This window comes from Massilia aurea, from assembly GCF_024753205.1.
GTDB lineage: Bacteria > Pseudomonadota > Gammaproteobacteria > Burkholderiales > Burkholderiaceae_D > Telluria > Telluria aurea.
On record NZ_JANUGZ010000004.1, the window covers coordinates 245,892 to 270,270 of the forward strand.

Here is a 24,379-nt window from a genome sequence, read left to right on the forward strand (position 1 = left end):
GGAACACCATGATCTTCACCACCTGGGCCACGCTCGCCGTTCTTGGTGTCTATTTCTGGACTTGGGGCAATGCTGCACGCGCCCGCATCCAGTTCAAGGTGCCGGCCCCGTCGATGGATGGTCCCGAAGGCTTTTTGCGTGCCCATCGCGTCCAGATGAACACGCTGGAAATGCTGCCGCTGGTGCTCGTGCCCCTGTGGCTGTGCGCCCTGTTCCTGGGTGATGTGTGGGCGGCTGCCGGGGGCTTGGTGTGGTGCGTGGGGCGTATTCTGTATGGGCTGGGTTACTACCGCGATCCGGCCAAGCGCGAAATCGGCTTCATCGTGAGCATGCTGGCCAGCGCCGCGTTGATTGGCGCCACAGTTTTTGGCCTGGTCATGCGGTAAACCGGATAAAGCGAAAACTTTGGTCGACAAAGTTCCCATATGGAAATATGCTGGCAGACTGATTAACTAAAAAGCGATCCGTGAACTACCTCACGGGTCACTAGCGCGCCAGGAGCACCGTGATGCTGTTTTTGAAAAGTACGAACGCCACCAAGGCGCCTGGGATTTACGAAGTAGACGTCGCGGCCAAGCCGCCAGGCAAGACCTTCGGTGTGTTCCTCGCCACCGATCCGGACAACCCGCCGCATACCGTGCTCGCCGGTCTTGCCGAGCTGGGCTTCCAGAGTGTTCATCAGCAGAACTATGTGCACCGCGACAAGGGCAAGGTGCTGGAGCTGCATTTCCAGAAAGATGGCACCGACCTGTTCAAAGGCTGGAAGTCCGACGAGTGCAGCGCCAATCTGGCGTCGCTCGACGCCTTGTTCGGCAATGTCGGCATCAAGATCGAGCCACGTATCATGAGCCTGGCGGAAGCTTACGCGTAAACCGTGCGAGAATGCGCGCGATGGTGGCCTTCACCATGTCTGGCGTGATGATCGTTGATGGATTTATTTGCACCGCAACCGGGCCTGCTCCCGTTGCCGCTCGAAGATGGTGAACTGGCGTGGATGGCCCAATTGCCTCTGCCCTGGCCCAATGCCGATGTCTTCGCGCGCCTGTTGACCGAGACCGACTGGCGCGAAGAGACTGTGGTCGTGTATGGCAAACGGCATCTGCAACCCCGGCTGAGTGCGTGGTATGGCGAGAAGGCGTATGGCTATTCCGGCTTGCTGTTGCAGGCGACCCCCTTTACGCCGTTGCTCAGGGTCTTGCATGATGCCGTCCAGTCCGCGACAGGCCATACATTCAACAGCGTTCTGCTGAACTATTATCGTAACGAGCGTGACAGCATGGGCATGCACAGCGACGATGAGCCCGAACTGGGCGTCCGACCTGCGATCGCGTCACTCAGTTTTGGTGAGGAACGCACTTTTATTCTCAAGCACAAACGCACCAAACAGACGGTTCGCATCGCGCTGACCGATGGCAGCCTGCTGTTGATGGCGGGCGATACGCAACAATATTGGTTGCATGGAATCAATAAGATGACAAAATCGTTACAAGCCAGAATAAATCTAACTTTCAGGAACATCGTCTAATTAGTAAGAAATATCGCTTATCCTGTAGCAAATATTACTTACTGATGGGTCATTTAGTTACACTTTCTTACAGTTCTTACGGAATCGCGACGGACTTGATCTTTCGACAGTGTTATCTTGAACCCTATCGCGATTCATTGTGAATCACGAACTAGATGAACAAAAAGAGGAATTAGAGATGAAAAAGCTGATCGTCGCCCTGCTCGCCACCACCGCCGCTGTGTCGGCTGTCCAGGCCCAAGAATTCACCCCGCGCGCCTACGTTGGCGCCGGTGCAGTCGCTACCGACTATGAGTCCCGCGTACCGGGCGCAACTACTGCCGACATCGATACCATCAAGGCATCGGCCAAGCTGTTCGGTGGCTACGAGTTCACCCCGAACTGGGCTGTTGAAGTCGGTCACACCGATTTCCGTAGCGCCGACATCTATTACACCCTGGGCCCAGTTGCTTCCAGCGGCGTGGTCGATGGCCGTTCGACCTATGTTGCAGCAAAGTTCAGCTCGCCGCTGACCGAAAAGCTGGTTGGTTACGCCAAGCTGGGCGTGTCGCATGACGTGAACGAACTGTCGGCAATCAACTCGTCGCTGAGCCGTCGCGAAAGCGACAACAACGCCTACGGCGCCCTGGGTGTTCAGTACAACATCAACCAGGACGTGGCTGTGATCGCTGAATACGAGCGTTTCGGCGGCACCCGTGACTTCGGCGTGCGTCCAAACGCACTGACCATCGGCGCGAAATACTCGTTCTAAGCAGAACGTAGCTTGAAAAAAAGGCCCTTCGGGGCCTTTTTTCATGGGTGCTGGGAGCTCAATTTGTACCCGCCAATAAAAAAGCCTGCCAATCGGCGGGCTTTTTGCGTTTGTATCGTCAGTGCTGCGATCAGGTCGTGAGTGGCTTGTAACGAATCCGCTTTGGCTTCGCGCCTTCTTCACCCAGACGCTTCTTCTTGTCGGCTTCGTATTCCTGATAGTTACCGTCAAAGAAGGTCACTTGTGAATCACCCTCGAACGCCAGAATGTGGGTCGCGATGCGATCCAGGAACCAGCGATCGTGGGAAATGACCATCACGCTACCAGCGAACTCGAGCAGGGCGTCTTCGAGCGCGCGCAGGGTTTCGACGTCCAGATCGTTTGACGGTTCATCGAGCAGCAGCACGTTGCCGCCTTGCAGCAGCGTCTTGGCCAGGTGCAGACGGCCGCGCTCACCACCGGACAGGTTGCCGACGATCTTTTGCTGATCCGAGCCCTTGAAGTTGAAGCGGCCCAGGTAGGCGCGCGATGGCATTTCGAAACGGCCGACGCTGAGCATGTCGGCGCCGCCCGAGACGTCCTCGAACACGCTCTTGGCATTGGCCAGTTCGTCGCGGTGCTGGTCGACGATCGACACGCGCGCGGTCTGGCCGATCTTGACCTCGCCGCTGTCCGGCTGCTCTTTGCCGGTGATCATCTTGAACAGCGTCGACTTACCGGCGCCGTTCGGGCCGATGATGCCGACGATCGCGCCTGGCGGCACGGTGAACGACAGGTTGTCGATCAGGAGGCGGTCGCCAAAGGCTTTCGAAACGTTCTTGAATTCGATGACTTCATTGCCCAGGCGTTCGGCCACGGGAATGAAGATCTCCTGCGTCTCGTTGCGCTGCTGGTATTCGTACTCGGACAGTTCGTTGAAGCGCGCGAGGCGGGCTTTCGACTTGGCCTGGCGTGCCTTTGGATTCTGGCGCGACCATTCGAGTTCTTTCGCCAGTGCTTTCTGACGGGCCGATTCGGTCGATTCTTCCTGCTTCAGGCGCGCCTGCTTCTGGTCCAGCCACGACGAGTAATTGCCCTTCCATGGAATGCCGCTGCCGCGGTCCAGTTCCAGGATCCATTCGGCGGCATTGTCGAGGAAGTAGCGATCGTGGGTGATGCCGACCACGGTGCCCGGGAAGCGCAGCAGGAATTGCTCGAGCCACTCGACCGATTCCGCATCCAGGTGGTTGGTCGGTTCGTCGAGCAGCAGCATGTCGGGCTTCGAGAGCAGCAGCTTGCACAGCGCCACGCGGCGCTTTTCACCGCCCGACAGCACGGCGATTTTTGCATCCCACGGCGGCAGGCGCAGCGCATCGGCTGCCATTTCCAGCTGCAGGTTCAGGTTGCCGCCATCGGACGACGAGATGATCGCTTCCAGGCGTTCCTGCTCCTTGGCCAGCGCGTCGAAATCAGCGTCTTCTTCGGCGTAGGCCGCGTACACCGCTTCGAGCTTGGCTTGCGCTTCGAACGCTTCGCCCAGGCCCGATTCCACCTCCTGGCGCACGGTTTTTTCGGGGTCGAGCTGCGGTTCCTGCGGCAGGTAGCCGATGTTCAGGCCCGGCATCGGACGGGCTTCGCCCTGGATGTCGGTGTCGATGCCGGCCATGATTTTCAGCAGGGTCGATTTGCCCGAGCCGTTCAGGCCCAGCACGCCGATTTTGGCGCCCGGGAAGAAGGACAGGGAAATGTCCTTCAGAATCTGGCGTTTCGGTGGGACGATTTTGCCCACGCGGTTCATGGTATAGACGTAATTGGCCATGCTTGTACTCTGGTGTTGTTCGAGGTGCACAGGATACGACAGAACCTGCAGCCGACACAGGATTTCTTGGCAAATCTGCGCCGCATGCGCCCCAGATACGCCCCTTCAAGCCTTGGCGACAACTGGCTGCCGGCGCAGCAATCCTTCCCCGGCGAACAGCGCCAGCGCGCTCCAGATCAGCGCGAAGCCGACCAGGCGATCGGCCGAGAACGCTTCTTTGAACAACCACACGCCGAGCAAAAATTGCAGCGTCGGCGACAGGTATTGCAACAGGCCCAGGATCGACAGCGGGATCTTGCGCGCACCGGTGGCAAACAGCAGCAGCGGGATCGCGGTGAGCGGGCCGGCCATGATCAACAGCCAGCGCGTGGTGTCCGACGCCGTATTGATGAACACGTTCTGGCCCTGCACCGTCAGCCAGATCACGTAGCCGGCCGCCAGTGGAAACAGCACGATGGTCTCGAACGACAATCCCTCGAGCGGACCAAGCGCGGCCGTTTTGCGCAGCAAGCCATAGCCGCCGAACGACAGCGCCAGAAACAGCGCAATCCACGGCACCGTGCCGGCCTGCCAGGTCAGCCAGGCCACGCCCAGTGCGGCCACGCCGATGGCAGCCCACTGCAGCGGGCGCATGCGTTCCTTCAGGATCAGATAACCCAGCACGATATTGACCAGGGGATTGATGAAGTAGCCGAGACTGGCCTCGATCACATGGTGGTTCATCACCGACCAGATATACACGAGCCAATTGGCGCTGAGCAGTAGGGCGGACAGCACGAAACTGAAGAACACGCGCGGCTGGCGCACGACCTGCAGCCACTTCCAGTCGCGTCGCAGCAATAGCAACACCAGCAGGAAGGCCAGTGACCACAGCATGCGGTGCGCCAGGATCTGCAGCGGCGGCACCTCGCCCAGGGCGTGGAAATAAATGGGGAACAGGCCCCAGCAGAAGAAGGCCAGGGCCGCGTAAATAATGCCGGAACGCATGGGGAGGAGGGGCGAGGTTGCAGGGCCGACATTATCACTGAATACCTGGCACGCTGCTGGCGCGCCGCCGGTTTTACACAGGTGTATGATGCACAACCGAATCTTCTTGCAATTCCAACACTTCATTTTTTGGTGCGCCGCACCAATACAACAGCGATGGTGACTCTTGACCTCAGATAACAAGAAAAGCAGCCTGGCGGCCCTTACCCTGGCAGCGGTCGGGATCGTCTATGGCGACATTGGCACGAGCCCCCTGTACACGTTGCGCGCGGTGTTCGACGAAGACCACGGCCTGCCGCTCAATACGCCGAATATCCTCGGCATCATTTCGCTGATTTTCTGGGCCCTGACGCTGATTGTCTCGCTCAAGTACGTGATCCTGGTGCTGCGCGCGCACAATCGCGGCGAGGGCGGCATCATGGCCCTGATGGCGCTGGCCACCAGTTCGATACCGCGTACATCCAAGTGGAGCTTCCCGCTACTGGCCATCGGCGTCATCGGCGCCACGATGTTCTATGGCGACAGCGTGATCACGCCGGCGATCTCGGTGCTGGGCGCCATCGAAGGGATCGAGGTTGCCGCGCCCGGCATGTCGCAGTATGTCGTGCCGCTGGCGGTGGTGGTGCTGGTGGCCCTGTACAGCGTGCAGCGCCATGGCACGGCCGGCATCGGCCGCTTCTTCGGGCCCGTGATGGCGGTCTGGTTCCTGGTGCTGGCCGCAATGGGCATCGTCAATATCATCGAAGCACCGGTGATCCTGAATGCGCTCAATCCATGGCATGCGCTGCACTTCATGCTGGAAAATAAAATACTGGCGTTCATCGCGCTGGGCGCGGTGGTGCTGGCCATCACCGGCGCCGAAGCACTGTATGCCGACATGGGCCACTTCGGCGCCAAGCCGATCCGCTGGGCCTGGTTCCTGATCGCGTATCCGGCACTGACCCTGAACTACCTGGGCCAGGGCGGCCTGTTGATCATGCAGCCGGCCGCGGTGGAAAACCCGTTCTATTATCAGCTCGGCGCGTGGAGCGTGATTCCGCTGGTGATCCTGTCGACCATGGCTGCCGTGATCGCTTCGCAGGCAACGATCTCGGGTACCTATTCGATGACCAAGCAAGCCATTGCGCTGGGCCTGTTGCCGCGCATGCGCATCATGCACACGTCCGAAAGCGAGATTGGCCAGATCTATATTCCGGCCGTCAACTGGCTGCAACTGGTGGTCGTGCTGATCGCCGTGATCGGCTTCGGCTCATCCGACGAACTGGCCGGCGCCTACGGCATTGCAGTGACCGCCACCATGATGGCCACGACGATTCTGACGTTCTTCGTCACGCGCTACCGCTGGCACTTGCCGCTGTGGATGTGCTTGATGGCCACCGGCTTCTTCCTGACGATCGACATCATGCTGTTCGCCGCCACCACGACGAAGCTGTTCCACGGCGGCTGGTTCCCGCTGCTGATGGGCGCCGTGCTGCTGACCCTGATGCTGACCTGGAAACGGGGCCGCGAGCTGGTGTTCGAGAACTTGCAAAAGCATGCGATTCCGCTGGAGGCGTTCATGGAGTCGCTGTTCGTGGCGCCGCCGACGCGCGTGCCCGGCACGGCCATCTTCCTGCGCGGCGAAAGCGATGGCGTGCCGCACGCGATGCTGCACAACCTGTCGCACAACAAGGTGCTGCATGAGCGCGTCGTGTTCCTGACGGTGCACATGCGCGAAGAGCCGTGGGTGCCGGCGGACGAACAGATCGTCATCAATGACCTGGGCCACAACTGCTACCAGCTCAATATCCATTACGGCTTCAAGGACGAGGCCGATATTCCGGACATCCTGCAGCGCAGCGCCGCACTGGGCCTGGAATTCGAAATGATGGAAACGTCGTTCTTCATCGCGCGCCAGACTGTGATCTCGGCCCCGGGCGGCGGCATGGCGCCATGGCGCGAGCACCTGTACGTGGCAATGTCGCGCAACGCCCGCAGCGCGGCCGACTACTATCAGATCCGCACCAACCGCGTGATCGAGCTGGGCACGCAAATCGAAATTTGATGCGTGAAAATTTGCTTAACTACAATTTTCAGACAAAGTCGGGACAGTTTCATATGGCTGATTCGATAAGGTACGGGCTTTCGCAATACCGGTTCCGCGTACCTATTTCGTGTAATTTTTCAGCCAAGGATGTCCCATGATGAAGCTCCCCCTGATCGCCGCCTTTGCCGCCATGCTCGCCCTGAGCGCGTGCGGCGGTGGCAGCGATGATTCGCCCGCCAAGCCGGCCGTGAGCAGCCCTGCTGCCCTGACCAGGACCGACACCGTCGTTGGCACCGGCGCCGAAGCCGTCGCCGGCAAGCGCGTCACCGTTGCCTATACGCTGTGGTTGTACAGCGCGACGGCGAGCGACTTCAAGGGCACGCGCCAGGAAGCCAGCGAATTTGCGTTCACCGTGGGCAGCCGCGATACCATCACCGGCTTCGACCAGGGCGTGGCGGGCATGAAGGTCGGCGGCAAGCGCACGCTCCTGATCCCATCGGCGCTGGCCTACGGCGCCGAGGGCCGCGGACCGATCCCGGCGAATGCGGGCCTGGTGTTTGAAGTGACGCTGAACAAGGTCGAGTAAGCCACGCATGTTGAACGCGTGGACGGCAAACCCGTCCACCCTACTTGGCTTGTTGGCTGGCCGTGCCCTGGTCGTCGTCTGTGTGGCATCTACACCAGAGGCGGAGCGCACGGCTGATCCGGCGCACGGGGCGCCGTTTGCCCATCGGCGATGCTCGGGACTTTGTTGTCGCGAGCCCGCCATGCCGCCTTTCCTGCCGATCCTCGGCGCATTACCGTTCCTTGTTCTGCCCTCATCTGGCGCCGCCATGCCCGCACCGGCCCTGCTGGCGCCTGCCTGCGTGGTTGCTACCACCAGGCCCATGGGACACCATGAACCACCGGCCTGGCTGCTGCTGGCCGGCGCCGTCATCCTGCTTGGCGCCGGGCGGGTGGCGGCATCCTGACACGTATAAAAGCGCTCAGCGCAGCATGTCGATGTGCATGATGCCGTCTTCGTCGTACGGCGCCGACACCGTCTGGAAGCCGAAGCTCGCATAGAAGCGCTCCAGGTATTGCTGGGCACCGATGCGGATGCGGTGGCCCGGGTGCAGCGCTTCGGCATGCGCGATGCCCTGGTCAAGCAGCGCGCGGCCAGCGCCGCTGCCGCGTGCGGCCGGCGTGGTGATGACGCGGCCAATCGACATCTCGTCGTACTTCGCGCCCGGCGCCAGCACGCGCAGGTAGGCGGCCAGCTGGCGCTTGCCGTCCACGTCGCGCCAGCCGAGCAGGTGATGCGCCTCGAGGTCGTAGCCGTCGATGTCCGGGTACAGGCACGTCTGCTCCAGAATGAAGACGTTCTGGCGCGCGGCCAGCACGTCATACAGGTCGAACGGGGTCAGGTCGGCGAAGCGGGAGAAGTGCCAGTCGATGGTGCTGGGGGAGGTCATGGGCAGATACGGGTCAATGAAAAATGGGACGGGAGTGTGCTATTCGGCGGCGGTCTCGAAGCCTTCGAGCACGTTGACGGTATGGATGCCCAGCTCCGGGCTGATGGCGCCGCCTTCGAAAATGAACACGGTTGGCAAACCCAGGTGCGCAATGCGCTCGCCGATGCGCAGAAAGTCGCCGCCCTGCAGGTGGAAGCGCGGCTCGTTGCCATGGGCGAAGGTGTCCACGCCCAGCGAGACCACGAGCGCCTGCGGGCGCGTCATCGCGATCTTCACGCATGCCGTTTCGAGCGCCGCGAACCAGGTGGCGCTGCTGCTACCCGGTGCGAGCGGCAGGTTCATCGTGTAGCCGACGCCTGCGCCGCTGCCGGTTTCGTCGGCGTGGCCCAGGTAGAACGGGTACGCGACGCGCGGGTCGGCATGGATCGAAATGAACAGCACGTCGCTGCGGCCATAGAAGATGCTCTGGGTGCCGTTGCCGTGGTGGTAGTCAAGGTCGAGGATGGCGACGCGCTCGCGCCCGTCGTCCAGCAGATGCTGGGCCGCCAGCGCCGCGTTGTTCAGGAAGCACGAACCGCCAAAGAAGTCGCTGCCGGCGTGGTGGCCGGGGGGGCGCGTCAGCGCAAAGGTGCCGCGCTCGCCGCGCTGCAATGCGTGCGCGGCATTGACGGCGCAGTCCGCGCCCGTCTTGGCCGCGATCCAGGTGCCGCCGGTCAGCGGCGTGCTGCAATCCATCGAATACAGGCCCAGGCGGGCGCGGAAATTCTCGGGTTCGATGTCGCTGCGCAGCGTGCGCACCGGCCACACGACAGGAAAAGCATCCTTGCCGGCGTTGGCCGGATCGAGTGCCAGCCACTCGCTCCAGGCCGTGCGCAAAAAGTGCAGGTAGCGCGGACTATGAACGCGCTCGAGCGTCATCAGGGGCACGCCGTGCGGCGTGACGATGGCGCCCAGGCCGCGCCGTTCGCACTCCTTCAACACCATCGTCACGCGCTCGGGTTTTTCCGAACACGGCGCCAGCTCGCCGCGCCCGATTGCGGCGCGGCCATCATGCTGGGCGTGGTGTTCGTTATAAAACGTGAGCAAGTGGTCCTCGTGCGTCGGTGCAGGTGAGGCGACCGCTGCAGCCTCAGTTATTGCCGCACAGTGTACTGCTGTTGTACGCCGCAACGAAGGCGTCGAAGTTGCCGGTATCGGTTTGCTCGATGATCATCTGGTCAGCGATCGAGACGGCGGCCATTTCGTCGAACAGCATTTCTTCGGCGGGCATCAACGGGCTGTCGCGGAACGACGCGGCGTGCAGCGTGCTTTGCTGCACGCCGAATGCTGCGGCCGAGCCCAGTGCGCGGATCTCGTCCAGCACGCGCGCCGATGGCGTCAGCGCCGGATCCTCGATCTTGGCTTTCTGGTGGCTCAGTGAGGCGGTGTGCACGTCGCCTTCGTTGTGCCCGTCGTCGAGCAATGCCGCCACGGGCCGGATGCGCTCGATCAACTCGAGCGCCCAGGTCGCAAGCGGCACTTCCAGGCCATCGCGCGTGAGCGTCAGGCCGGGCCGGCGGCCTTCCTTGACTGTGCGCGCGAAGTTACGGGCGTGCATGGCGCTGTCATGGTCGCTGATCAAAGGGCTTTCTTCGAGGGCGCAGAACAGCAGGAACGCGTCCAGGAAGCGGCCTGTCTCGAGCGAGATGCCGACCGGCTCGTACGGATCGACGTCCATGCAGCGCACCTCGATGTACTGCACGCCGCGGTTGCACAGGGCCTGCACCGGACGCTCGCCGGTGCGGATCACGCGCTTCGGGCGAATCGTCGAGTAGTACTCGTTCTCGATCTGCAGCACGTTGGTCGACAGCTGGATCCACTCGCCATCCTTCTTGGTACCCAGTTCTTGGTACGGCGGATACGGGCGATTGACCGCGTCCATCAGGCTGGTGACGTAGCTTTCCAGGCTGTTTTCGTGCGGGCGCAGGCCCGACTGCGCATCGTTCTGGTAACCGAGGTCGCTCATGCGCAGGCTGGTTGCGTACGGCAGGTACAGCGTGTCATCGGACAGCGTCTCGAGCGCATGCGGGCGGCCACGCAGGAAGCTCGTGGTCAGCGCCGGCGTGGCGCCGAACAGGTACATCAGCAGCCACGAATAACGGCGGAAGTTGCGCACCATCGCGATATAGCTCTCGGACTGGAAATCGCGCAGCGCGTGACGGCGTTCTTCGACGATGCCTTCGTCCTGGGCAAACACCTGCCACAGCTTTTCCGGCAGCGAGTAGTTGTAGTGAATGCCTGCGATGCACTGCATCGCCTTGCCATAGCGCAGCGCCAGGCCGCGCCGGTACACGTGCTTCAGCTGGCCGATATTCGAGGTGCCGTAGTAGGCGATCTCGATGTCTTCTTCGGGCGGCAGTTCGCCCGGCATCGACATGCCCCACAGCATGTCGTCGCCCAGCTTGGTGTACGCATGACGGTGGATCGCATCGAGGCGGTGCAGCGCCAGCGAGATATCGTGCTCGACCGGGGTGATGAATTCCATCAGTGCTTCGGCGTAGTCGGTGGTGATGCTGGGGTGCGTCAGTGCCGAACCGAGGGCAGGCGGATGCGGGGTGCGCGCGAGCTGGCCGGCAGCATCCACGCGCAGCGTTTCGCGCTCGATGCCGCGCAGGCCCTGGCCCAGCAAGGCGCGGTGTTCGTCGTCGCCCAGCAGGGCCAGACGGCGGTTGAATTGGTTCGACACGGTGTTTCCTTTCTTGTACTGCCTGTTTCGGCTGGTGCAGAGATTAACCGAAAATCGGACTCCACGTTCGGGCGGTCATCATTCGCGCCAGGGCGGCGCCCGGTACGACGGTGCAGCGGGCGGTGGCACGGGTCTGGCAGGCGGTATGAAATCAGGCGCCGGGCCGGGTTCGAGACCGGGCGGGACTTCGCCGTCGAACGTGAAGTCGAATTCGAACACCGGTTCAAGCACCGGGACAACCGATTCGAATTCGGCATTGAACGCGTCGTCCGGCGCGGTTTCCAGCGTGGGCGCCGAGACTGGCGTGTCCGGGGCCGCGATCCAGCGCTCGATCTGGCGCTCCAGTTCGCTCAAGGGCAGCGCGCCGTTGCCCAGCACCGCATCATGGAAACGCCGCGCATCGAACCTGGCGCCCAGCGCCGCGCGCGCCTTGTTGCGCAGCGCCAGGATGCGCAGCTGGCCGATCTTGTAGCTCAGTGCCTGCGCCGGGCGGGCAATGTAGCGATCGACCTCGGCCTCGTTGTCCGCCGGCGGATTGGCCGTGTTTGCGGTCAGGTAATCGATCGCCTGCTGGCGCGACCAGCCCAGCGTGTGGATGCCAGTGTCGACCACCAGCCGCGCGGCGCGGAACATCTCTTCGTTCAGGTGCCCGAACAGCGAGAACGGGTCCTTGAACAGGCCAAGCTCCGGGCCCAGGCCCTCAGCGTAGGTGGCCCAGCCTTCGCCGAACGCGTCGTACCAGCCATGACGGCGAAACGCGGGCAGCGCCAGTTCCTGCGCGCGCGCCACCTGCAGGTGGTGGCCGGGTACCGCTTCGTGCAGCGCAATGGTGTCGACCTGCCACATCGGCCGCGCGTCTAGGCGCACATTATCGACCACCAGCGCAGCGCTGCGCTGCGCGCTGCCGGCCTCGTAATAGGCGGCCGGCTGGCCGCTGCTGCCTGCGCCCATCGGCTTGACGACGATGCCGGCCGCCGGCACGCTGCTGACCACGCGGCCAAGACGTGCCTGGGTCAGCGCCAGCGTGCGCCGGTAGCGGTCGAGCAGGGCGTTCGGGTCGGTGAAATACAGGCGTCGGTCGCCCCGTGCGAACACGAGGAATTCCGCAAAGCCGCCGCGAAAACCGGTGCGCGGGATCACGGCCTCGATCGCGGCGCGCAGGCGCGCGACTTCCTGCAGGCCCAGCGCATGCACCTGGGCCGGTGTGAGCGCCGTACTGGTGCTGGTGCGTACCAGCTGGGCGTACCAGTCGGCGCCGCCCGCTTGCTGGCTCGCGCCGATCGTTGCGCGCGCGCCCGGCAGATAATCCTCGCGCAGGAATGTTTCGAGCGTGCGCAGGCTGGGCGCGACGGTGTTCGCCAGTGCAGCCGCACCGGCGGCGCGCAATGCGTCGCGGCTCTCGGGCGCGATCGTTGCCGGGATGCGCTTGAACGGCGCGCCCAGCGGGCCATCCTGCAAGCCCTCGCGCAGCGCGCGCAAGGCGTCCGGCACCGGCGCCAGCGCCGCCTTCGGCGTGGTCCAGCCGGCCTGGCGACCGGCGCGCAGCTGCTCGATCAGGCCATCGACGTGGGCCGGCAGCGCTTGCAGGCGCGCCAGATAGGTCTGGTAGTCGGCATCGGTCATGAACGGCATCTGCGCCACAAGGCGCGGCAGTTGCACGTGCAGGCCATCGTAGGCGGTGAGCGGTTGCGGATCGAACGGCATTAAGGCGGCGCTGGCCAGCACGCGCTGCTTGTCGGCGCTGAACAGGTCAAGTGACAGCCCGTCCTGGCCCGACAGTGCGCTGCGATCGATCGCGCGCGCCGCAGCCAGCATGGCGCGCTCGTGCTCGATTGCCTGCGCACGCGCGGCCAGCGAGGTGTCGGTGAGATAAGCGTTGTAGCGGTGCTCGCCCAGGGCCGTGGCGCGTTCGGGTGCGCGGCGCAGTTGCCATTGCCAGTCGCGCTCGAACAGCTGGGCCGCTTGCGCTGCCGGTGTTTCGGTCGGGGTGACCGGCTGCACGGCGACGGGAATAGCGACAGGAGGAACAGCAGGCGCGGCCGCGACGGCGCAGACCGGCGGCACCAGCAAAGCAAGTGAGGCAAACAGGATGCGCATGCGCTCTCCGTTGACGGGACTGGTCATTTTAACAAGTCCATCCACGGGCGGGCGCGCCTTACGCGCCGCGCCGGCCACCGCTGACGCGTTCGATGCCGGCCAGGTCGCGCCAGCTTTGCACGTCGCTGTACCCGTGCGCGTCCAGCAGTGCGCGCACGGCGCCGGCCTGGTCGTAGCCGTGTTCGAGCAGCAGCCAGCCACCGGCGTCCAGATGCGCGTCGGCGCCCTTGACGATCGTGCGCAGGTCGGACAGGCCGTCGGCGTGATCGGTCAGCGCATCCACCGGTTCGAAGCGCAGATCGCCTTCGCTCAGGTGCGCGTCGCCGGCCACGATGTACGGCGGATTCGAGGCGATCAGGTCGAAACGCTCGTCGCGCAATCCGGCAAACCAGTCGCTGCGCACGAAGTGCACGCGCGCGCCGTTGGCGGCGGCGTTCATGCGCGCAATCGCCAGGGCGTCGTCGCTGACGTCGAGGGCGGTGACGGCCAGGTCGGGTCGGGTGTGAGCGGCCGCGACGGCAATGGCGCCGCTGCCAGTGCCCATGTCGAGCAGGCGCTGCTGCGGCGCCAGGCGCTCGAGGGCGAGTTCGACCAGCAGTTCGGTGTCGGGCCGCGGAATCAGCACAGCCGGCGTGACCTTGAACGGCAGTCCGAAGAATTCACGTTCACCGACGATGTAGGCGATCGGTTCGCCAGCCAGGCGGCGCTGAACGAGGCCATTGAGCCGCACTGCTTCGGCGGTGCTCAAGACGCGCTCGGATTGCGTGATCAGCGCCACGCGCGGCAGGCTCAATGCATGGCACAGCAGGATGCGGTTTTCCAGTGCATCGAGCGGCAGCGCCAGGCGCGCCTGGGCCAGGGTGACGCCGGCCTGGATCATGCGTTGGCGCGGCGCTGGCGCAACAGCACCCAGCCCAGCAGCACGGTGAGGATCACGAACCAGACGGCCGACCATTGCGGAATGGCCAGGCCCAGCACCTTGTCGGTCGCGCCTTCGCACAGGCCATCGGCGCGGAACAGCCACGGCAGGTATTCGGCCGTCGGGATCTTGTTGAGCATGGTTTCCATCGGATCGATGCCGCACGAGAAACCGGGGTTGGCGATCACGTACAGGTGCTTGCCGACCGTGATCAGGCCGCCGACCGCAGCCAGCAGCGCGACCACGACACTCCCGCTGATCTTGCCGGTAAAGGCGCCGACGAGCGCGGCCAGGCCGATACCGAGGAAGAAATACCGCTGGATCACGCACAGCGGGCAAGGCCGCATTTCCAGGCTGTGTTGCAGGTAGAGGGCAAAGCCGACCAGTGCAAAACTGATGAAGGAGATGATGAACAGGGCCTGGCGGTTGGTAGGTTGCATGATCGGTGGTTTTCCTGGCATGGGAGCGGTAGCGGCCATTTTCTCACAAACCTTATGGCCGGCCTCCAGCCATTTTCAATCAGGCAACTTAACGGGCCTTTAATCCCCCAGCGCCGCCAGTTGCTCGGCCTGGTGCTCCGACGCCAGTGCGTTGGTCAGATCGGTCAAGTCGCCATCCATGATGAAGTCGAGCTTGTACAGCGTCAGGTTGATGCGGTGGTCGGTCAGCCGGCCCTGCGGGAAGTTATAGGTGCGAATGCGTTCGCTGCGGTCGCCCGAACCGATCAGGCTCTTGCGCGTGGCCGCTTCCTTCGATTGCTGCTCGCGCAGCTGGGCGTCCTTCAAGCGCGCGGCCAGCACCTTCATCGCCTGCGCCTTGTTCTTGTGCTGGCTGCGGTCGTCCTGGCATTCCACCACCAGACCGGTCGGCAGGTGGGTAATGCGCACGGCCGAATCGGTCTTGTTGATGTGCTGCCCGCCGGCGCCCGAGGCGCGGTAGGTGTCGATGCGCAGGTCGGCCGGGTTGATGTCGATGTCTTCGACTTCGTCGGCCTCGGGCATCACCGCGACCGTGCAGGCCGACGTGTGGATGCGGCCCTGCGTCTCGGTGGCCGGCACGCGCTGCACGCGGTGCCCGCCCGACTCGAACTTCAGCTTCGAGTAGGCGCCGTTGCCGACGATGCGCACGATCACCTCGCGGTAGCCGCCCAGGTCCGAGGTGGATTCGGACACCATCTCGACCTGCCAGCGATTGCGCTCGGCAAAGCGCGTGTACATGCGGAGCAAATCGCCCGCGAACAGCGCCGATTCGTCACCACCCGTGCCGGCGCGGATCTCGAGGAAGATATTGCGCTCGTCGTTGGCGTCCTTCGGCAGCAGCATCTTTTGCAGTTCCTGCTCCAGATCCGCCATGCGCACCTTGGCCGCTTCGATTTCTTCCTGCGCGAACTCCTTCATTTCCGGGTCCTGCAGCATCTCTTGCGCTTCGGCGGTATTGGCCAGCGCGCTTTCGTACTGGCGGTACACGGCCACCAGCGGCGAGAGCTCGGCGTGCTCGCGCGTCATCTTGCGGTAGTTGTCCATATCGGCGGTGACGCCTTCGGTCATCAACAGTTCGTCCAGCTCGACCAGGCGGTTGGCAAGTTGGTCCAGCTTGGAGAGCATGGAAGGTTTCATGGGCGGTATCAGGGATGTAAGGAATCGGGCAGGCCGCGGATTGCGACCGGATTACAGCAGAGAGGCGCCAGGCACGGCGCGGGCGGGCAGGCCGCCAGAGAACTGGTGCGCTAACGGCGACCGCGGAACAGCTGCGGCAGCAGGCTGGCCAGGCGCGCGCGTTCGTCGCCCTGGGCATGGTGCAGGGCCTGTTGCGGGCCATGCAGGAACTTGGCAGTCAGGCCACGGGACAGGGCTTCGAGCACGGCGTCGGCATCGTCGCCGCGTGCCAGCATGCGCCGTGCACGTTCGAGTTCTGCCAGGCGCAGCACCTCGCTCGACTCGTGCAGGTCGCGGATCACCGGCACCACGGCGCGGTCGCCCACCCAGTGCATAAACGATTCGACGCGCGTTTCGATGATGGCTTCGGCCTGCCGCACAGCGGCCTGGCGGCTTTCCATGCCGGTCTGCACCACCTGGGCCAGGTCGTCGACCGTGTACAGGAACACGTCATCCAGGCGCGCGACTTCGGGTTCGATATCGCGCGGCACGGCCAGGTCGACCATGAACATCGGGCGATGGCGGCGCGCCTTGACGGCCCGCTCGACCATGCCCAGGCCGATCAGCGGCAGCGTCGAGGCGGTACACGAGATCACGATGTCAAATTGGTGCAGGCAGTCGGGCAGCTCGGCCAGGCCGATCGCGCGGCCGTTGTAGCGGCTGGCGAGCAGCGCGCCCCGCTCCATGCTGCGGTTGGCAATGGTGACCGATTTCGGGTTCTGCGCCGAGAAGTGCGCCGCGCACAGTTCGATCATTTCGCCGGCGCCGATGAACAGCACGTGCTGGTCGGCGATGCGGTCGAAGATGCGGTGCGCGAGGCGCACGGCGGCGGCGGCCATCGACACGCTGTGCGCGCCGATCTCGGTACTCGAACGCACTTCCTTGGCAACGGCGAAGGTGCGCTGGAACATCTGGTGCAGATACGTGCCCAGGCCACCGGCTTCGTCGGCGGTGCGCACGGCATCCTTCATCTGGCCCAGAATTTGCGGCTCGCCCAGCACCATCGAATCGAGTCCCGAGGCGACGCGAAACGCGTGGCGCACGGCGTCGTCCTGCGGCAGCAGGTACAGGTGGGGGCGCAGCTCGGCGTAGTTCAGCGCGTGGTAATGGGCCAGAAATTGCGCCGACGCGTCGAGCGGGTCGGGCAGGCTGGTGGCCGCATACAGCTCGCTGCGGTTGCAGGTCGACAGGATTGCCGCTTCTTCATTGCCCGTAGAACCATTGCGCGCGAACCAGCCGCGCGCCGACTGCACCGCCGTGCCGATCTGATCGGGGGCGAGCGCCAGCTGCTCGCGCAGCGAGACCGGTGCGGTCGTGTGGTTCAGGCCAACGGCGAGGAGTTGCATTCTGGGGAGGGTAGAGGGTGAATGACTGCGGTCATTATACCCTCATGGGAAAACGGCTTCAGAAGCCGGGTCAGGCGCCCAGTTTTTCCAGGCGGTAACCATAGCTGTAGACGGGCACCAGCCGGAAGCCATTCTCGGGGCGCAGATGCAGTTTATTGCGCACCCGCGACACGTGCGTGTCCATCGTGCGCGACGGCACATCGTTTTCGCGGACCCAGACCGACTCGTGGATGTAGGCGCGCGACAGCGGCCGGCCGATGTTACGGAAGAACAGCAGTGCCAGCGAAAATTCCTTCTGCGTCACGTCGATGACGGAACCATCCTTGAGCAGGCGGCCTGGGCGGGTTTCGAAGGTGTACGGGCCGAACTGCAGCTGTTCGGCACTGTTTTGCGACGGGTAGGCGCGGCGCAGCAGGGCCGAGACGCGCGAGACCAGTTCGCCGCGGCGCAGCGGCTTGATCAGGTAATCGTCGGCGCCGGCGTTGACGCCGGCAATGATGTCGTCTTCTGCGTTATTGCCGACCAAGAACATCGTCGGCGCCTGCGACGCCAGCTTTTCCTTGGCGCGGCGCAGCACCTCGGCGCCATCCATATCCGGAACGTTCCAGTCCATCACGAGCATGTCGGCGCTATCCTTGCGCAGTTGCGCGAGCAGATCGCGGGCGCTGTCAAACGATTGGCAGTTGTGGCCGGCAGCACTGAGGACCTGGCAAATCAGGTCGGCTTGCGGGCGGTCTTGCTCCAGAACAGCGATCTTCATGATGGGACAATGTGAAAGTTTGCACTGTAGGAAGACTCCTACAAAGTTAAAAACGAATATAGCAGACTTTGACAAAATAGTGCTAAAGGTAAATATCGTTTTTTCGCTTCTTGTTGCAACTGTTGTGTTAAAGGGACCACGTACAGTGTCATGTCATGGGGGTACACTGGATTTCAGATGAAATCTGAATAACGAAAAGGGTGAGATTATGTTGTTTCGACGCAAAGATGTGACTGTTCCTGAAGACCGCGTACCCGTCAGTGGCCCGGAAGTCGAGGCCACGCGCCTGCGTTGCCTGGCATTGGTCAAGAAGCGCGCCGCGATGTCGGCGGCGGTCGCGGCCGTGCCAATTCCCGGCCTGGATCTTTTGGCCGATATTACTGGTTTTGCGTCCCTGGTCGACGAAGTCAACGCCGAGTTTGGCCTGACGCAGAAACAGATCGAGCGCCTGAACCCGCGCCTGCGCATCATTGCCTATAAGGCAGCGGCATCGGTCGGTGGCATGTTGGTCGGCAAGCTGGTCACGCGTGGCGTGGTGCTGCGCCTGTTCCAGCGCGTGGCAGGCCGGATGGCCGTCAAGTCGAGCGCGAAGATGGTGCCGATCGCCGGCCAGATCGCATCGGCCGCCATCGGCTACACGCTGTTCAAGCGGATGGGTACGCAGCACGTGGAAGCGTGCGTGGCCGTGGCGCGCGAGCTCGAAAACGCCGGGATCGACCACAACGTGGCCGAGGACGACGATGCCGTGGGCGCGACCAGCGGCACGGCGAAGGCGCCGCTGCTGGTGATGTAACGCTGGCCGGAGGTGTTGAACGCGTGGACGGGAAACCCGTCCACCCTACGTCCGCTGTAGGGTGGGCGGCTATGCCGCCCACGCGTTCAACGAACCTGTCCTCACCACGAAAGATGAGCGCCCAAAACAAAGCCCGCGCGAAGCGGGCTTTGTCGGTCACGGGTGCGCACGTTCAATTATCCGGCAGCACCACGTTCACATCCAACACTTCCAGGTTGCCCTGGCGGTCGAGCGACACCTTGATGTCGTCCGGATTGACCTTGACGTACTTCGAGATCACCGCGATCAGCTCCTGATGCAGGGCCGGCAGGAAGTCCGGCCCGGCACGGTTGGTGCGTTCGCGCGCGATGATGATCTGCAGGCGTTCCTTGGCAGCTGTCGCGCTCTTCTTTTTTTCGGGGAAGAGAAAGGATAGCAGTGCCATCTCACTTGGCTCCGAAGATACGCTGGAACAACCCTGGCTTTTCGTAGCTGGTAAAGCGCAGCGGACGCTCTTCGCCCAGGAAGCGCGCGACCACGTCTTCATAGGCTTCGGCCACGTCGGTTCCCTTGAAGTGAATCGCCGGGTTGCCCTGGTTGGATGCGTGCAGTACGGATTCGGATTCAGGGATGATGCCGATCAGCGGGATGCGCAGGATTTCCTGGACGTCCTGGTACGACAGCATTTCGTCGGCGTCGACGCGCTTTGGCGAATAGCGGGTGATCAGGAGGTGTTCCTTGACCGGCTCGGAGCCGCTCTGGGCGCGACGCGATTTGGCTTGCAGGATGCCCAGGATGCGGTCCGAGTCGCGCACCGACGAGACTTCGGGGTTTGTCACGACAATGGCTTCGTCGGCGAAGGTCAGCGCCATCAGCGCGCCGTGCTCGATGCCGGCCGGCGAATCGCAGATGATGAATTCGAATTCCATCTTGACGAGGTCGTTGATCACGCGCTCGACGCCTTCTTCGGACAGGGCGTCCTTGTCGCGCGTCTGCGATGCCGGCAGGATGAACAGGTTGTCGCAGTGCTTGTCCTTGATCAGCGCCTGGTTCAGGGTCGCTTCGCCATTGACGACGTTGATCAGGTCATACACCACACGGCGTTCGCAACCCATGATCAGGTCGAGGTTGCGCAGGCCGACGTCGAAGTCGATGACGGCGGTCTTGTGGCCACGCATGGCCAGCCCGGAAGCGAAGCTGGCGCTTGAGGTCGTCTTGCCAACACCGCCCTTGCCGGACGTCACAACAATAATTCGTGCCACAAATAAGTCCTTTACAGTATCTGTTCAATTCGAACGGTCAGGCGCGCGATGGCGCCGCGAGCGACTGGATATCGATCCGGTCGCCAACGAGCCGGATCTGCGTCGGCTGACGCGCCAGGTCGGTCGGGAAGCCTTCGTCGAACGTGCGGTAGACGCCGGCGATCGAGACCAGTTCGGGCTGCATCGACAGCGCGAAGATCCGCGCGTCGGCATTGCCCGAGGCGCCAGCCAGCGCGCGGCCATTGAGCGGCGCGTACACATGGATGCTGCCATCGGCGATCAGTTCGGCGCCATTGTTGACCACGGCGGTCACGATCAGGTCGGTACCGCGTGCATAGATGCGCTGGCCGGCGCGCACCGGGGTGTCGATCACCATCGGCGCCAGGGCGGGCGTACCCGGCTGGCTGGCGGCCGGGGCCGGGGCCGGTTCTGGCGCAGGCGCGGCTGGCGCCGGGGCTGGCTCGGGTGCGGGCGCGGCTGCCGCGTGCACGACGAGCGGGGGCGGCGTGGCGTGGCCGCCGGCGTGCACGCCGCCCGAGCCATCGTCCAGCGCCAGGCCCTGGGCCCGGATCGCGTCGATCATCAACGGACTGGCGCCGCGTACGGCCACAGCGTTGAGGCGGTATTTCTTGAGCAGCGCCACGATGGCGGGCCAGTCGATCGTCCAGGCGCTCGAGGTGAAGGCGCTCACGTCGATCACCGCAAACTCATCCTCGAAAAAGTCCGACACGCCGCCCGTCATCGAGGCCAGTGCGGAATCGATCGCCTCGAGGTCTGCCGAGTGCAGGATCGTCGAAATGGCGACGACCGTGGAAATCTTGATCTCGATGGGAAGCGTGGTCTTGGGCATAAAACAGAGTGGTTGGCATTGCGCTTGTGCATTCTACTGTGAAAATTGTAGAAAAGGACAGAAGCGCACGCATCATTCCTAGTGGCAATTGAACATGCATCGAGTTGGAAATTAAGTTCTGTTCTACATCAAACCCTGGCGCTTGCGACCTTGTTTTCGATGAATAAACTGCTAAGATTGCCAGTGCTTAAAGATCAGCATGGGTTCCTCAACCCCCGATCGCCGCTGCTATTTTTTATGGCAGTCGGGGTGGTCGGGGCTTCACTATTCCCATGCGCATGGGCACCGCACCCGACAAAGCTGCGCCCCGTCCCAGGGAAGTCCTGAATAATGCCGGCCCCAGGCCGGTTGAACGGAGAATGAAATGGAAGACGTCGTCATCGTGGCCGCTGGCCGCACCGCAGTTGGTAAATTCGGCGGCACGCTCGCCAAGATCCCCGCCGCCGAACTCGGCGCACAAGTCATCAAGCACCTGCTGGACAAGACCGGCATCGATCCTGCCGCTGTCAGCGAAGTCATCATGGGGCAGGTGCTCACCGCCGGTGTCGGCCAGAACCCGGCGCGCCAGGCCCTGATCAAGGCCGGCCTGCCCGAAATGGTCCCCGGCTACACCATCAACAAGGTCTGCGGCAGCGGCCTCAAGGCCACCCACCTGGCCGCGCAGGCGATCCGTTGCGGCGACGCCGACATCGTCATCGCCGGCGGGCAAGAAAACATGAGCGCCTCGCCGCACGTGCTGTCCGGTTCGCGCGACGGTTTCCGCATGGGCGACGCCAAGCTGGTCGACACCATGATCAATGATGGCCTGTGGGATTCGTTCAACGGGTACCACATGGGCGTGACGGCGGAAAACGTCGCCCGCAAGTACGAGATTTCGCGCGCCGAGCAGGATGAATTCGCGCTGCAGTCGCAGCTCAAGGCCGAGGCCGCCCAGAAAGAAGGCCGCTTCAAGGACGAAATCATCCCGATCGAGATCGTCTCCAAAAAAGGCACCACCGTCTTCGATACCGACGAGTATCCAAAACAGGGCAGCACGATCGAAGCGCTGGCCAGCCTGCGGCCCGCCTTCAATAAAGAAGGCAGCGTCACCGCCGGCAATGCGTCTGGCCTGAACGACGGCGCCGCCGCCGTGATCATGATGAGCGCATCGAAAGCGCGCGAGCTGGGCTTGACCCCGCTGGCGCGCATCAAGGCCTACTCGTCGTCCGGGCTGGACCCGGCGATCATGGGCATGGGCCCGGTGTCGGCCTCCAAGCTGTGCCTGAAAAAGGCCGGCTGGACCCACGAAGACCTCGACCTCATGGAAATCAACGAAGCCTTCGCCGCCCAGGCCGTTGCCGTGAACAAGGAAATGGGCTGGGACACGTCCAAGATCAACGTCAACGGCGGCGCCATCGCGCTGGGCCACCCGATCGGCGCCTCCGGTGCGCGCGTCCTGGTCACGTTGCTGCACGAAATGATCCGCCGCGACGCCAAGAAGGGGCTCGCCAGCCTCTGCATCGGCGGCGGCATGGGCGTGGCGCTGGCAATCGAACGCGACTGACGCTTTCAGTATCCAACACGGTGATGTGCGGGGGCGGCCAGGACGGGCGCCGGCGCCGTCGCCGGTTTCGACGTAGCAACCAACAATAAAACTGGAGAAGACAATGGCTAGAGTAGCGTTAGTAACCGGCGGCATGGGCGGCCTGGGCGAAGCGGTGTGCATCAAGTTGGCGGCTCTGGGGTACCAGGTCGTCACCACTTTTTCGCCAGGTAATACGAAGGTCGAAGGCTGGCTCGGTGCCATGCGCGAGCAGGGCTTCGATTTCAAGGCCTATGCCTGCGACGTCTCCGACTACGATGCGGCCCAGGAATGCGTGCGCCAGGTGATCGCCGATGTCGGCCCGGTCGATGTGCTGGTCAATAACGCCGGCATCACGCGCGACATGACGTTCAAGAAAATGGACAAGGTCAACTGGGACGCCGTGATCAAGACCAACCTCGACTCCGTCTTCAATATGACCAAGCCGGTCTGCGATGGCATGGTCGAGCGGGGCTGGGGCCGGATCATCAATATCTCGTCGGTCAACGGCCAGAAGGGCGCATTCGGCCAGACCAACTACTCGGCGGCCAAGGCCGGCATGCACGGCTTTACCAAGGCGCTGGCGCTGGAAGTGGCGCGCAAGGGCGTGACCGTCAACACCATTTCGCCAGGCTATATCGGCACCAAGATGGTGATGGACATCCCGAGCGAAGTGCTGGAAACCAAGATCATTCCGCAAATCCCAATGGGCCGCCTCGGCAAGCCCGAAGAAGTCGCCGGCCTGGTCGCGTACCTGTCGTCGGATGAAGCGGCGTTCGTCACGGGCGCGAATATCGCGATCAATGGCGGCCAGCACATGTCTTGATCGTGCCAGATAGCATCGCAAAGCCGTGGCGACACGGCTTTTTTCTTTTAAGGGCCACGTGATGCGCACATTGTCACGCTCCCTGCCGCGCGTGATTGCGCACTGCGACTGGAGCATCCACCCTGGCAAGCGCTGGATGGCGGTGGCGCTGCGCGATGCAGGCAGCGCCGGCTGGCAGATCGGCCTGCCCGAGCTGGTCGGCGTGACCGCCACATTCTTGGAACAGCTGGGAACGCGCTCGACGGCGCCGGGGCCGGTGCTGGTCGGCGTCGATTTTCCCATCGGCGTGCCGGCGGCGTATGGCGCGGCGACGGGGCTGGCAAATTTTGCCGAGCTGCTCGCCACTGTCGGCAGCGGCGCCTGGGAGCGCTGGTTCGAGGTCTGCGATGACCGCGCCGACATCGGCATCCACCGGCCGTTCTATCCGGTCCGGCCCGGTGGCCGCCTGCGCGAGCATTTGCTGACGGGCCTGGGCCACGCCGATGCCGCCGACCTGCTGCGCGCCTGCGAACGCAGGACCGACCAGCGTCCCGCCGCGTGCAGCCTGTTCTGGACACTGGGCGGCAACCAGGTCGGCAAGGCGGCGCTGGCCGGCTGGCGCGAAGTGCTGCAACCGCAGGGCGCGCGCATCGCGCTGTGGCCGTTCGACGGCGCGCTGCACGACCAGCTCGGTGGCGAGCGCACGATCGTGGCCGAGACCTACCCGGGCGACACCTATCACCGGCTCGGCATCGGTCGCCGGCCCCTGTGGAGCAAGCGCAGCCAGGCCGGGCGCGCATCCGTTGCGCCCCCATTGCTTGACTGGCTGGCGCAACGGGGGCATGCGCAGGCCGCCGGCCTCGAGGCCATCATCCGTGACGGCTTTGGCGCGCACGCCAGTGGCGAAGACCAGTTCGATGCGCTGATCGGCTTGTGCGGCATGCTCGACGTGGTCGACGGCCACCGCGCCGAAGGTCCGCCGCTTGACGCGCAGGCGGGGCGCTGGGAAGGCTGGGTGCTGGGCCAGGCGGCGTGACTGTGCCGCCGCTTCTGCATCGCATGCCCGTACGTTACAATCGATTTTCC

At 63.5% G+C, this 24,379-nt stretch carries 25 protein-coding genes; 11 read left to right on the top strand and 14 right to left on the bottom strand.

Annotated features, from left to right (window positions below; translation table 11 throughout):
- The first annotated feature begins 8 nt into the window (after nt 1–8).
- From NX775_RS16215 to NX775_RS16230, 4 genes are all read left to right on the top strand, one after another.
- A complete protein-coding gene (locus tag NX775_RS16215) occupies nt 9–386 on the top strand; it encodes an MAPEG family protein (protein ID WP_258836946.1) in 378 nt (125 codons plus the stop codon).
- A 122-nt stretch (nt 387–508) separates the two neighbouring features.
- A complete protein-coding gene (locus tag NX775_RS16220) occupies nt 509–871 on the top strand; it encodes a hypothetical protein (protein ID WP_258836947.1) in 363 nt (120 codons plus the stop codon).
- 57 nt (nt 872–928) lie between these two features.
- Nucleotides 929–1,525 (top strand): alpha-ketoglutarate-dependent dioxygenase AlkB family protein, encoded by a 597-nt coding sequence (locus tag NX775_RS16225; RefSeq protein WP_258836948.1) that lies wholly within the window; start codon nt 929–931, stop codon nt 1,523–1,525.
- Nucleotides 1,526–1,703: 178 nt separating this feature from the next.
- Nucleotides 1,704–2,276 carry a porin family protein gene (locus NX775_RS16230; RefSeq protein ID WP_258836949.1) on the top strand — a complete coding sequence of 191 codons (573 nt, stop codon included), beginning with the start codon at nt 1,704–1,706 and terminating at the stop codon, nt 2,274–2,276.
- A 130-nt stretch (nt 2,277–2,406) separates the two neighbouring features.
- Here the strand turns inward: NX775_RS16230 and ettA are convergent, their stop codons facing one another.
- Nucleotides 2,407–4,074 (bottom strand): energy-dependent translational throttle protein EttA, encoded by a 1,668-nt coding sequence (ettA, locus tag NX775_RS16235; RefSeq protein WP_183554795.1) that lies wholly within the window; start codon nt 4,072–4,074, stop codon nt 2,407–2,409.
- Between the two features lie 105 nt (nt 4,075–4,179).
- Nucleotides 4,180–5,061, bottom strand: coding sequence for an EamA family transporter RarD (gene rarD, locus NX775_RS16240; protein ID WP_258836950.1), 882 nt, complete (start codon nt 5,059–5,061; stop codon nt 4,180–4,182).
- Nucleotides 5,062–5,227: 166 nt separating this feature from the next.
- Between rarD and NX775_RS16245 the strand changes: the two genes are divergently transcribed.
- From NX775_RS16245 to NX775_RS16255, 3 genes are all read left to right on the top strand, one after another.
- Nucleotides 5,228–7,105, top strand: a complete 1,878-nt coding sequence (locus tag NX775_RS16245) for a potassium transporter Kup (RefSeq protein ID WP_258836951.1) — start codon at nt 5,228–5,230, stop codon at nt 7,103–7,105.
- A 136-nt stretch (nt 7,106–7,241) separates the two neighbouring features.
- A complete protein-coding gene (locus NX775_RS16250) occupies nt 7,242–7,673 on the top strand; it encodes an FKBP-type peptidyl-prolyl cis-trans isomerase (protein WP_258836952.1) in 432 nt (143 codons plus the stop codon).
- A 181-nt stretch (nt 7,674–7,854) separates the two neighbouring features.
- Nucleotides 7,855–8,058, top strand: coding sequence for a hypothetical protein (locus tag NX775_RS16255; RefSeq protein ID WP_258836953.1), 204 nt, complete (start codon nt 7,855–7,857; stop codon nt 8,056–8,058).
- A 15-nt stretch (nt 8,059–8,073) separates the two neighbouring features.
- On the opposite strand, the gene NX775_RS16260 is transcribed toward NX775_RS16255, so the two are convergent.
- The 9 genes from NX775_RS16260 to NX775_RS16300 form a co-directional block, all read right to left on the bottom strand.
- Nucleotides 8,074–8,541, bottom strand: coding sequence for a GNAT family N-acetyltransferase (locus NX775_RS16260; protein ID WP_258836954.1), 468 nt, complete (start codon nt 8,539–8,541; stop codon nt 8,074–8,076).
- Nucleotides 8,542–8,580: 39 nt separating this feature from the next.
- Nucleotides 8,581–9,627 carry a histone deacetylase family protein gene (locus NX775_RS16265; protein ID WP_258836955.1) on the bottom strand — a complete coding sequence of 349 codons (1,047 nt, stop codon included), beginning with the start codon at nt 9,625–9,627 and terminating at the stop codon, nt 8,581–8,583.
- Between the two features lie 43 nt (nt 9,628–9,670).
- Nucleotides 9,671–11,266: a glutamate--cysteine ligase gene (gene gshA, locus NX775_RS16270; protein WP_258836956.1), complete on the bottom strand. Its 1,596-nt coding sequence runs from the start codon at nt 11,264–11,266 to the stop codon at nt 9,671–9,673.
- 78 nt (nt 11,267–11,344) lie between these two features.
- Nucleotides 11,345–13,390, bottom strand: coding sequence for a DUF885 domain-containing protein (locus NX775_RS16275; protein ID WP_258836957.1), 2,046 nt, complete (start codon nt 13,388–13,390; stop codon nt 11,345–11,347).
- A gap of 31 nt (nt 13,391–13,421) precedes the next feature.
- On the bottom strand, nt 13,422–14,243 hold the full coding sequence (gene prmC / locus NX775_RS16280) for a peptide chain release factor N(5)-glutamine methyltransferase (protein WP_258836958.1): 822 nt from the start codon (nt 14,241–14,243) through the stop codon (nt 13,422–13,424).
- Nucleotides 14,240–14,722, bottom strand: a complete 483-nt coding sequence (locus NX775_RS16285; RefSeq protein ID WP_258836959.1) for a disulfide bond formation protein B — start codon at nt 14,720–14,722, stop codon at nt 14,240–14,242. Before NX775_RS16285 ends, prmC begins: the two co-directional genes overlap by 4 nt.
- Before the next feature lie 99 nt (nt 14,723–14,821).
- The gene (gene prfA / locus NX775_RS16290) at nt 14,822–15,898 is read right to left on the bottom strand and encodes a peptide chain release factor 1 (RefSeq protein WP_258836960.1); all 1,077 of its coding nucleotides are present in this window, start codon (nt 15,896–15,898) and stop codon (nt 14,822–14,824) included.
- 110 nt (nt 15,899–16,008) lie between these two features.
- The gene (gene hemA / locus NX775_RS16295) at nt 16,009–17,283 is read right to left on the bottom strand and encodes a glutamyl-tRNA reductase (RefSeq protein WP_183554775.1); all 1,275 of its coding nucleotides are present in this window, start codon (nt 17,281–17,283) and stop codon (nt 16,009–16,011) included.
- 70 nt (nt 17,284–17,353) lie between these two features.
- Nucleotides 17,354–18,043 carry a response regulator transcription factor gene (locus NX775_RS16300; protein WP_183554773.1) on the bottom strand — a complete coding sequence of 230 codons (690 nt, stop codon included), beginning with the start codon at nt 18,041–18,043 and terminating at the stop codon, nt 17,354–17,356.
- 229 nt (nt 18,044–18,272) lie between these two features.
- Between NX775_RS16300 and NX775_RS16305 the strand changes: the two genes are divergently transcribed.
- A complete protein-coding gene (locus tag NX775_RS16305; protein WP_343828442.1) occupies nt 18,273–18,836 on the top strand; it encodes a hypothetical protein in 564 nt (187 codons plus the stop codon).
- A 172-nt stretch (nt 18,837–19,008) separates the two neighbouring features.
- Here the strand turns inward: NX775_RS16305 and minE are convergent, their stop codons facing one another.
- The 3 genes from minE to minC are packed head-to-tail and all read right to left on the bottom strand — an operon-like array spanning nt 19,009 to nt 20,927.
- A complete protein-coding gene (minE, locus tag NX775_RS16310; protein ID WP_183554769.1) occupies nt 19,009–19,260 on the bottom strand; it encodes a cell division topological specificity factor MinE in 252 nt (83 codons plus the stop codon).
- Between the two features lies 1 nt (nt 19,261).
- Nucleotides 19,262–20,077, bottom strand: coding sequence for a septum site-determining protein MinD (gene minD, locus NX775_RS16315; protein WP_183554767.1), 816 nt, complete (start codon nt 20,075–20,077; stop codon nt 19,262–19,264).
- Between the two features lie 37 nt (nt 20,078–20,114).
- The gene (minC, locus tag NX775_RS16320) at nt 20,115–20,927 is read right to left on the bottom strand and encodes a septum site-determining protein MinC (protein WP_258836961.1); all 813 of its coding nucleotides are present in this window, start codon (nt 20,925–20,927) and stop codon (nt 20,115–20,117) included.
- Nucleotides 20,928–21,291: 364 nt separating this feature from the next.
- Between minC and NX775_RS16325 the strand changes: the two genes are divergently transcribed.
- The 3 genes from NX775_RS16325 (at nt 21,292) to NX775_RS16335 (ending at nt 24,329) form a co-directional block, all read left to right on the top strand.
- Nucleotides 21,292–22,470: an acetyl-CoA C-acetyltransferase gene (locus NX775_RS16325; RefSeq protein WP_183554764.1), complete on the top strand. Its 1,179-nt coding sequence runs from the start codon at nt 21,292–21,294 to the stop codon at nt 22,468–22,470.
- A 103-nt stretch (nt 22,471–22,573) separates the two neighbouring features.
- Nucleotides 22,574–23,314, top strand: a complete 741-nt coding sequence (phbB, locus tag NX775_RS16330; protein ID WP_258836962.1) for an acetoacetyl-CoA reductase — start codon at nt 22,574–22,576, stop codon at nt 23,312–23,314.
- Between the two features lie 61 nt (nt 23,315–23,375).
- Nucleotides 23,376–24,329, top strand: a complete 954-nt coding sequence (locus tag NX775_RS16335; RefSeq protein WP_258836963.1) for a DUF429 domain-containing protein — start codon at nt 23,376–23,378, stop codon at nt 24,327–24,329.
- Nucleotides 24,330–24,379: the final 50 nt, after the last annotated feature.

Bases quoted from the DNA above. Each gene is read 5' to 3' on its own strand.
- NX775_RS16230 (WP_258836949.1), top strand. From the start codon at position 1,704: ATGAAAAAGCTGATCGTCGCCCTGCTCGCCACCACCGCCGCTGTGTCG.
- NX775_RS16260 (WP_258836954.1), bottom strand. From the start codon at position 8,541: ATGACCTCCCCCAGCACCATCGACTGGCACTTCTCCCGCTTCGCCGAC.
- rarD (WP_258836950.1), bottom strand. From the start codon at position 5,061: ATGCGTTCCGGCATTATTTACGCGGCCCTGGCCTTCTTCTGCTGGGGC.
- NX775_RS16300 (WP_183554773.1), bottom strand. From the start codon at position 18,043: ATGAAGATCGCTGTTCTGGAGCAAGACCGCCCGCAAGCCGACCTGATT.
- minE (WP_183554769.1), bottom strand. From the start codon at position 19,260: ATGGCACTGCTATCCTTTCTCTTCCCCGAAAAAAAGAAGAGCGCGACA.
- phbB (WP_258836962.1), top strand. From the start codon at position 22,574: ATGGCTAGAGTAGCGTTAGTAACCGGCGGCATGGGCGGCCTGGGCGAA.
- minC (WP_258836961.1), bottom strand. From the start codon at position 20,927: ATGCCCAAGACCACGCTTCCCATCGAGATCAAGATTTCCACGGTCGTC.
- NX775_RS16215 (WP_258836946.1), top strand. From the start codon at position 9: ATGATCTTCACCACCTGGGCCACGCTCGCCGTTCTTGGTGTCTATTTC.
- NX775_RS16285 (WP_258836959.1), bottom strand. From the start codon at position 14,722: ATGCAACCTACCAACCGCCAGGCCCTGTTCATCATCTCCTTCATCAGT.
- prmC (WP_258836958.1), bottom strand. From the start codon at position 14,243: ATGATCCAGGCCGGCGTCACCCTGGCCCAGGCGCGCCTGGCGCTGCCG.
- hemA (WP_183554775.1), bottom strand. From the start codon at position 17,283: ATGCAACTCCTCGCCGTTGGCCTGAACCACACGACCGCACCGGTCTCG.
- prfA (WP_258836960.1), bottom strand. From the start codon at position 15,898: ATGAAACCTTCCATGCTCTCCAAGCTGGACCAACTTGCCAACCGCCTG.
- NX775_RS16250 (WP_258836952.1), top strand. From the start codon at position 7,242: ATGATGAAGCTCCCCCTGATCGCCGCCTTTGCCGCCATGCTCGCCCTG.
- NX775_RS16220 (WP_258836947.1), top strand. From the start codon at position 509: ATGCTGTTTTTGAAAAGTACGAACGCCACCAAGGCGCCTGGGATTTAC.
- NX775_RS16335 (WP_258836963.1), top strand. From the start codon at position 23,376: ATGCGCACATTGTCACGCTCCCTGCCGCGCGTGATTGCGCACTGCGAC.
- NX775_RS16275 (WP_258836957.1), bottom strand. From the start codon at position 13,390: ATGACCAGTCCCGTCAACGGAGAGCGCATGCGCATCCTGTTTGCCTCA.
- NX775_RS16255 (WP_258836953.1), top strand. From the start codon at position 7,855: ATGCCGCCTTTCCTGCCGATCCTCGGCGCATTACCGTTCCTTGTTCTG.
- ettA (WP_183554795.1), bottom strand. From the start codon at position 4,074: ATGGCCAATTACGTCTATACCATGAACCGCGTGGGCAAAATCGTCCCA.
- NX775_RS16325 (WP_183554764.1), top strand. From the start codon at position 21,292: ATGGAAGACGTCGTCATCGTGGCCGCTGGCCGCACCGCAGTTGGTAAA.
- NX775_RS16225 (WP_258836948.1), top strand. From the start codon at position 929: ATGGATTTATTTGCACCGCAACCGGGCCTGCTCCCGTTGCCGCTCGAA.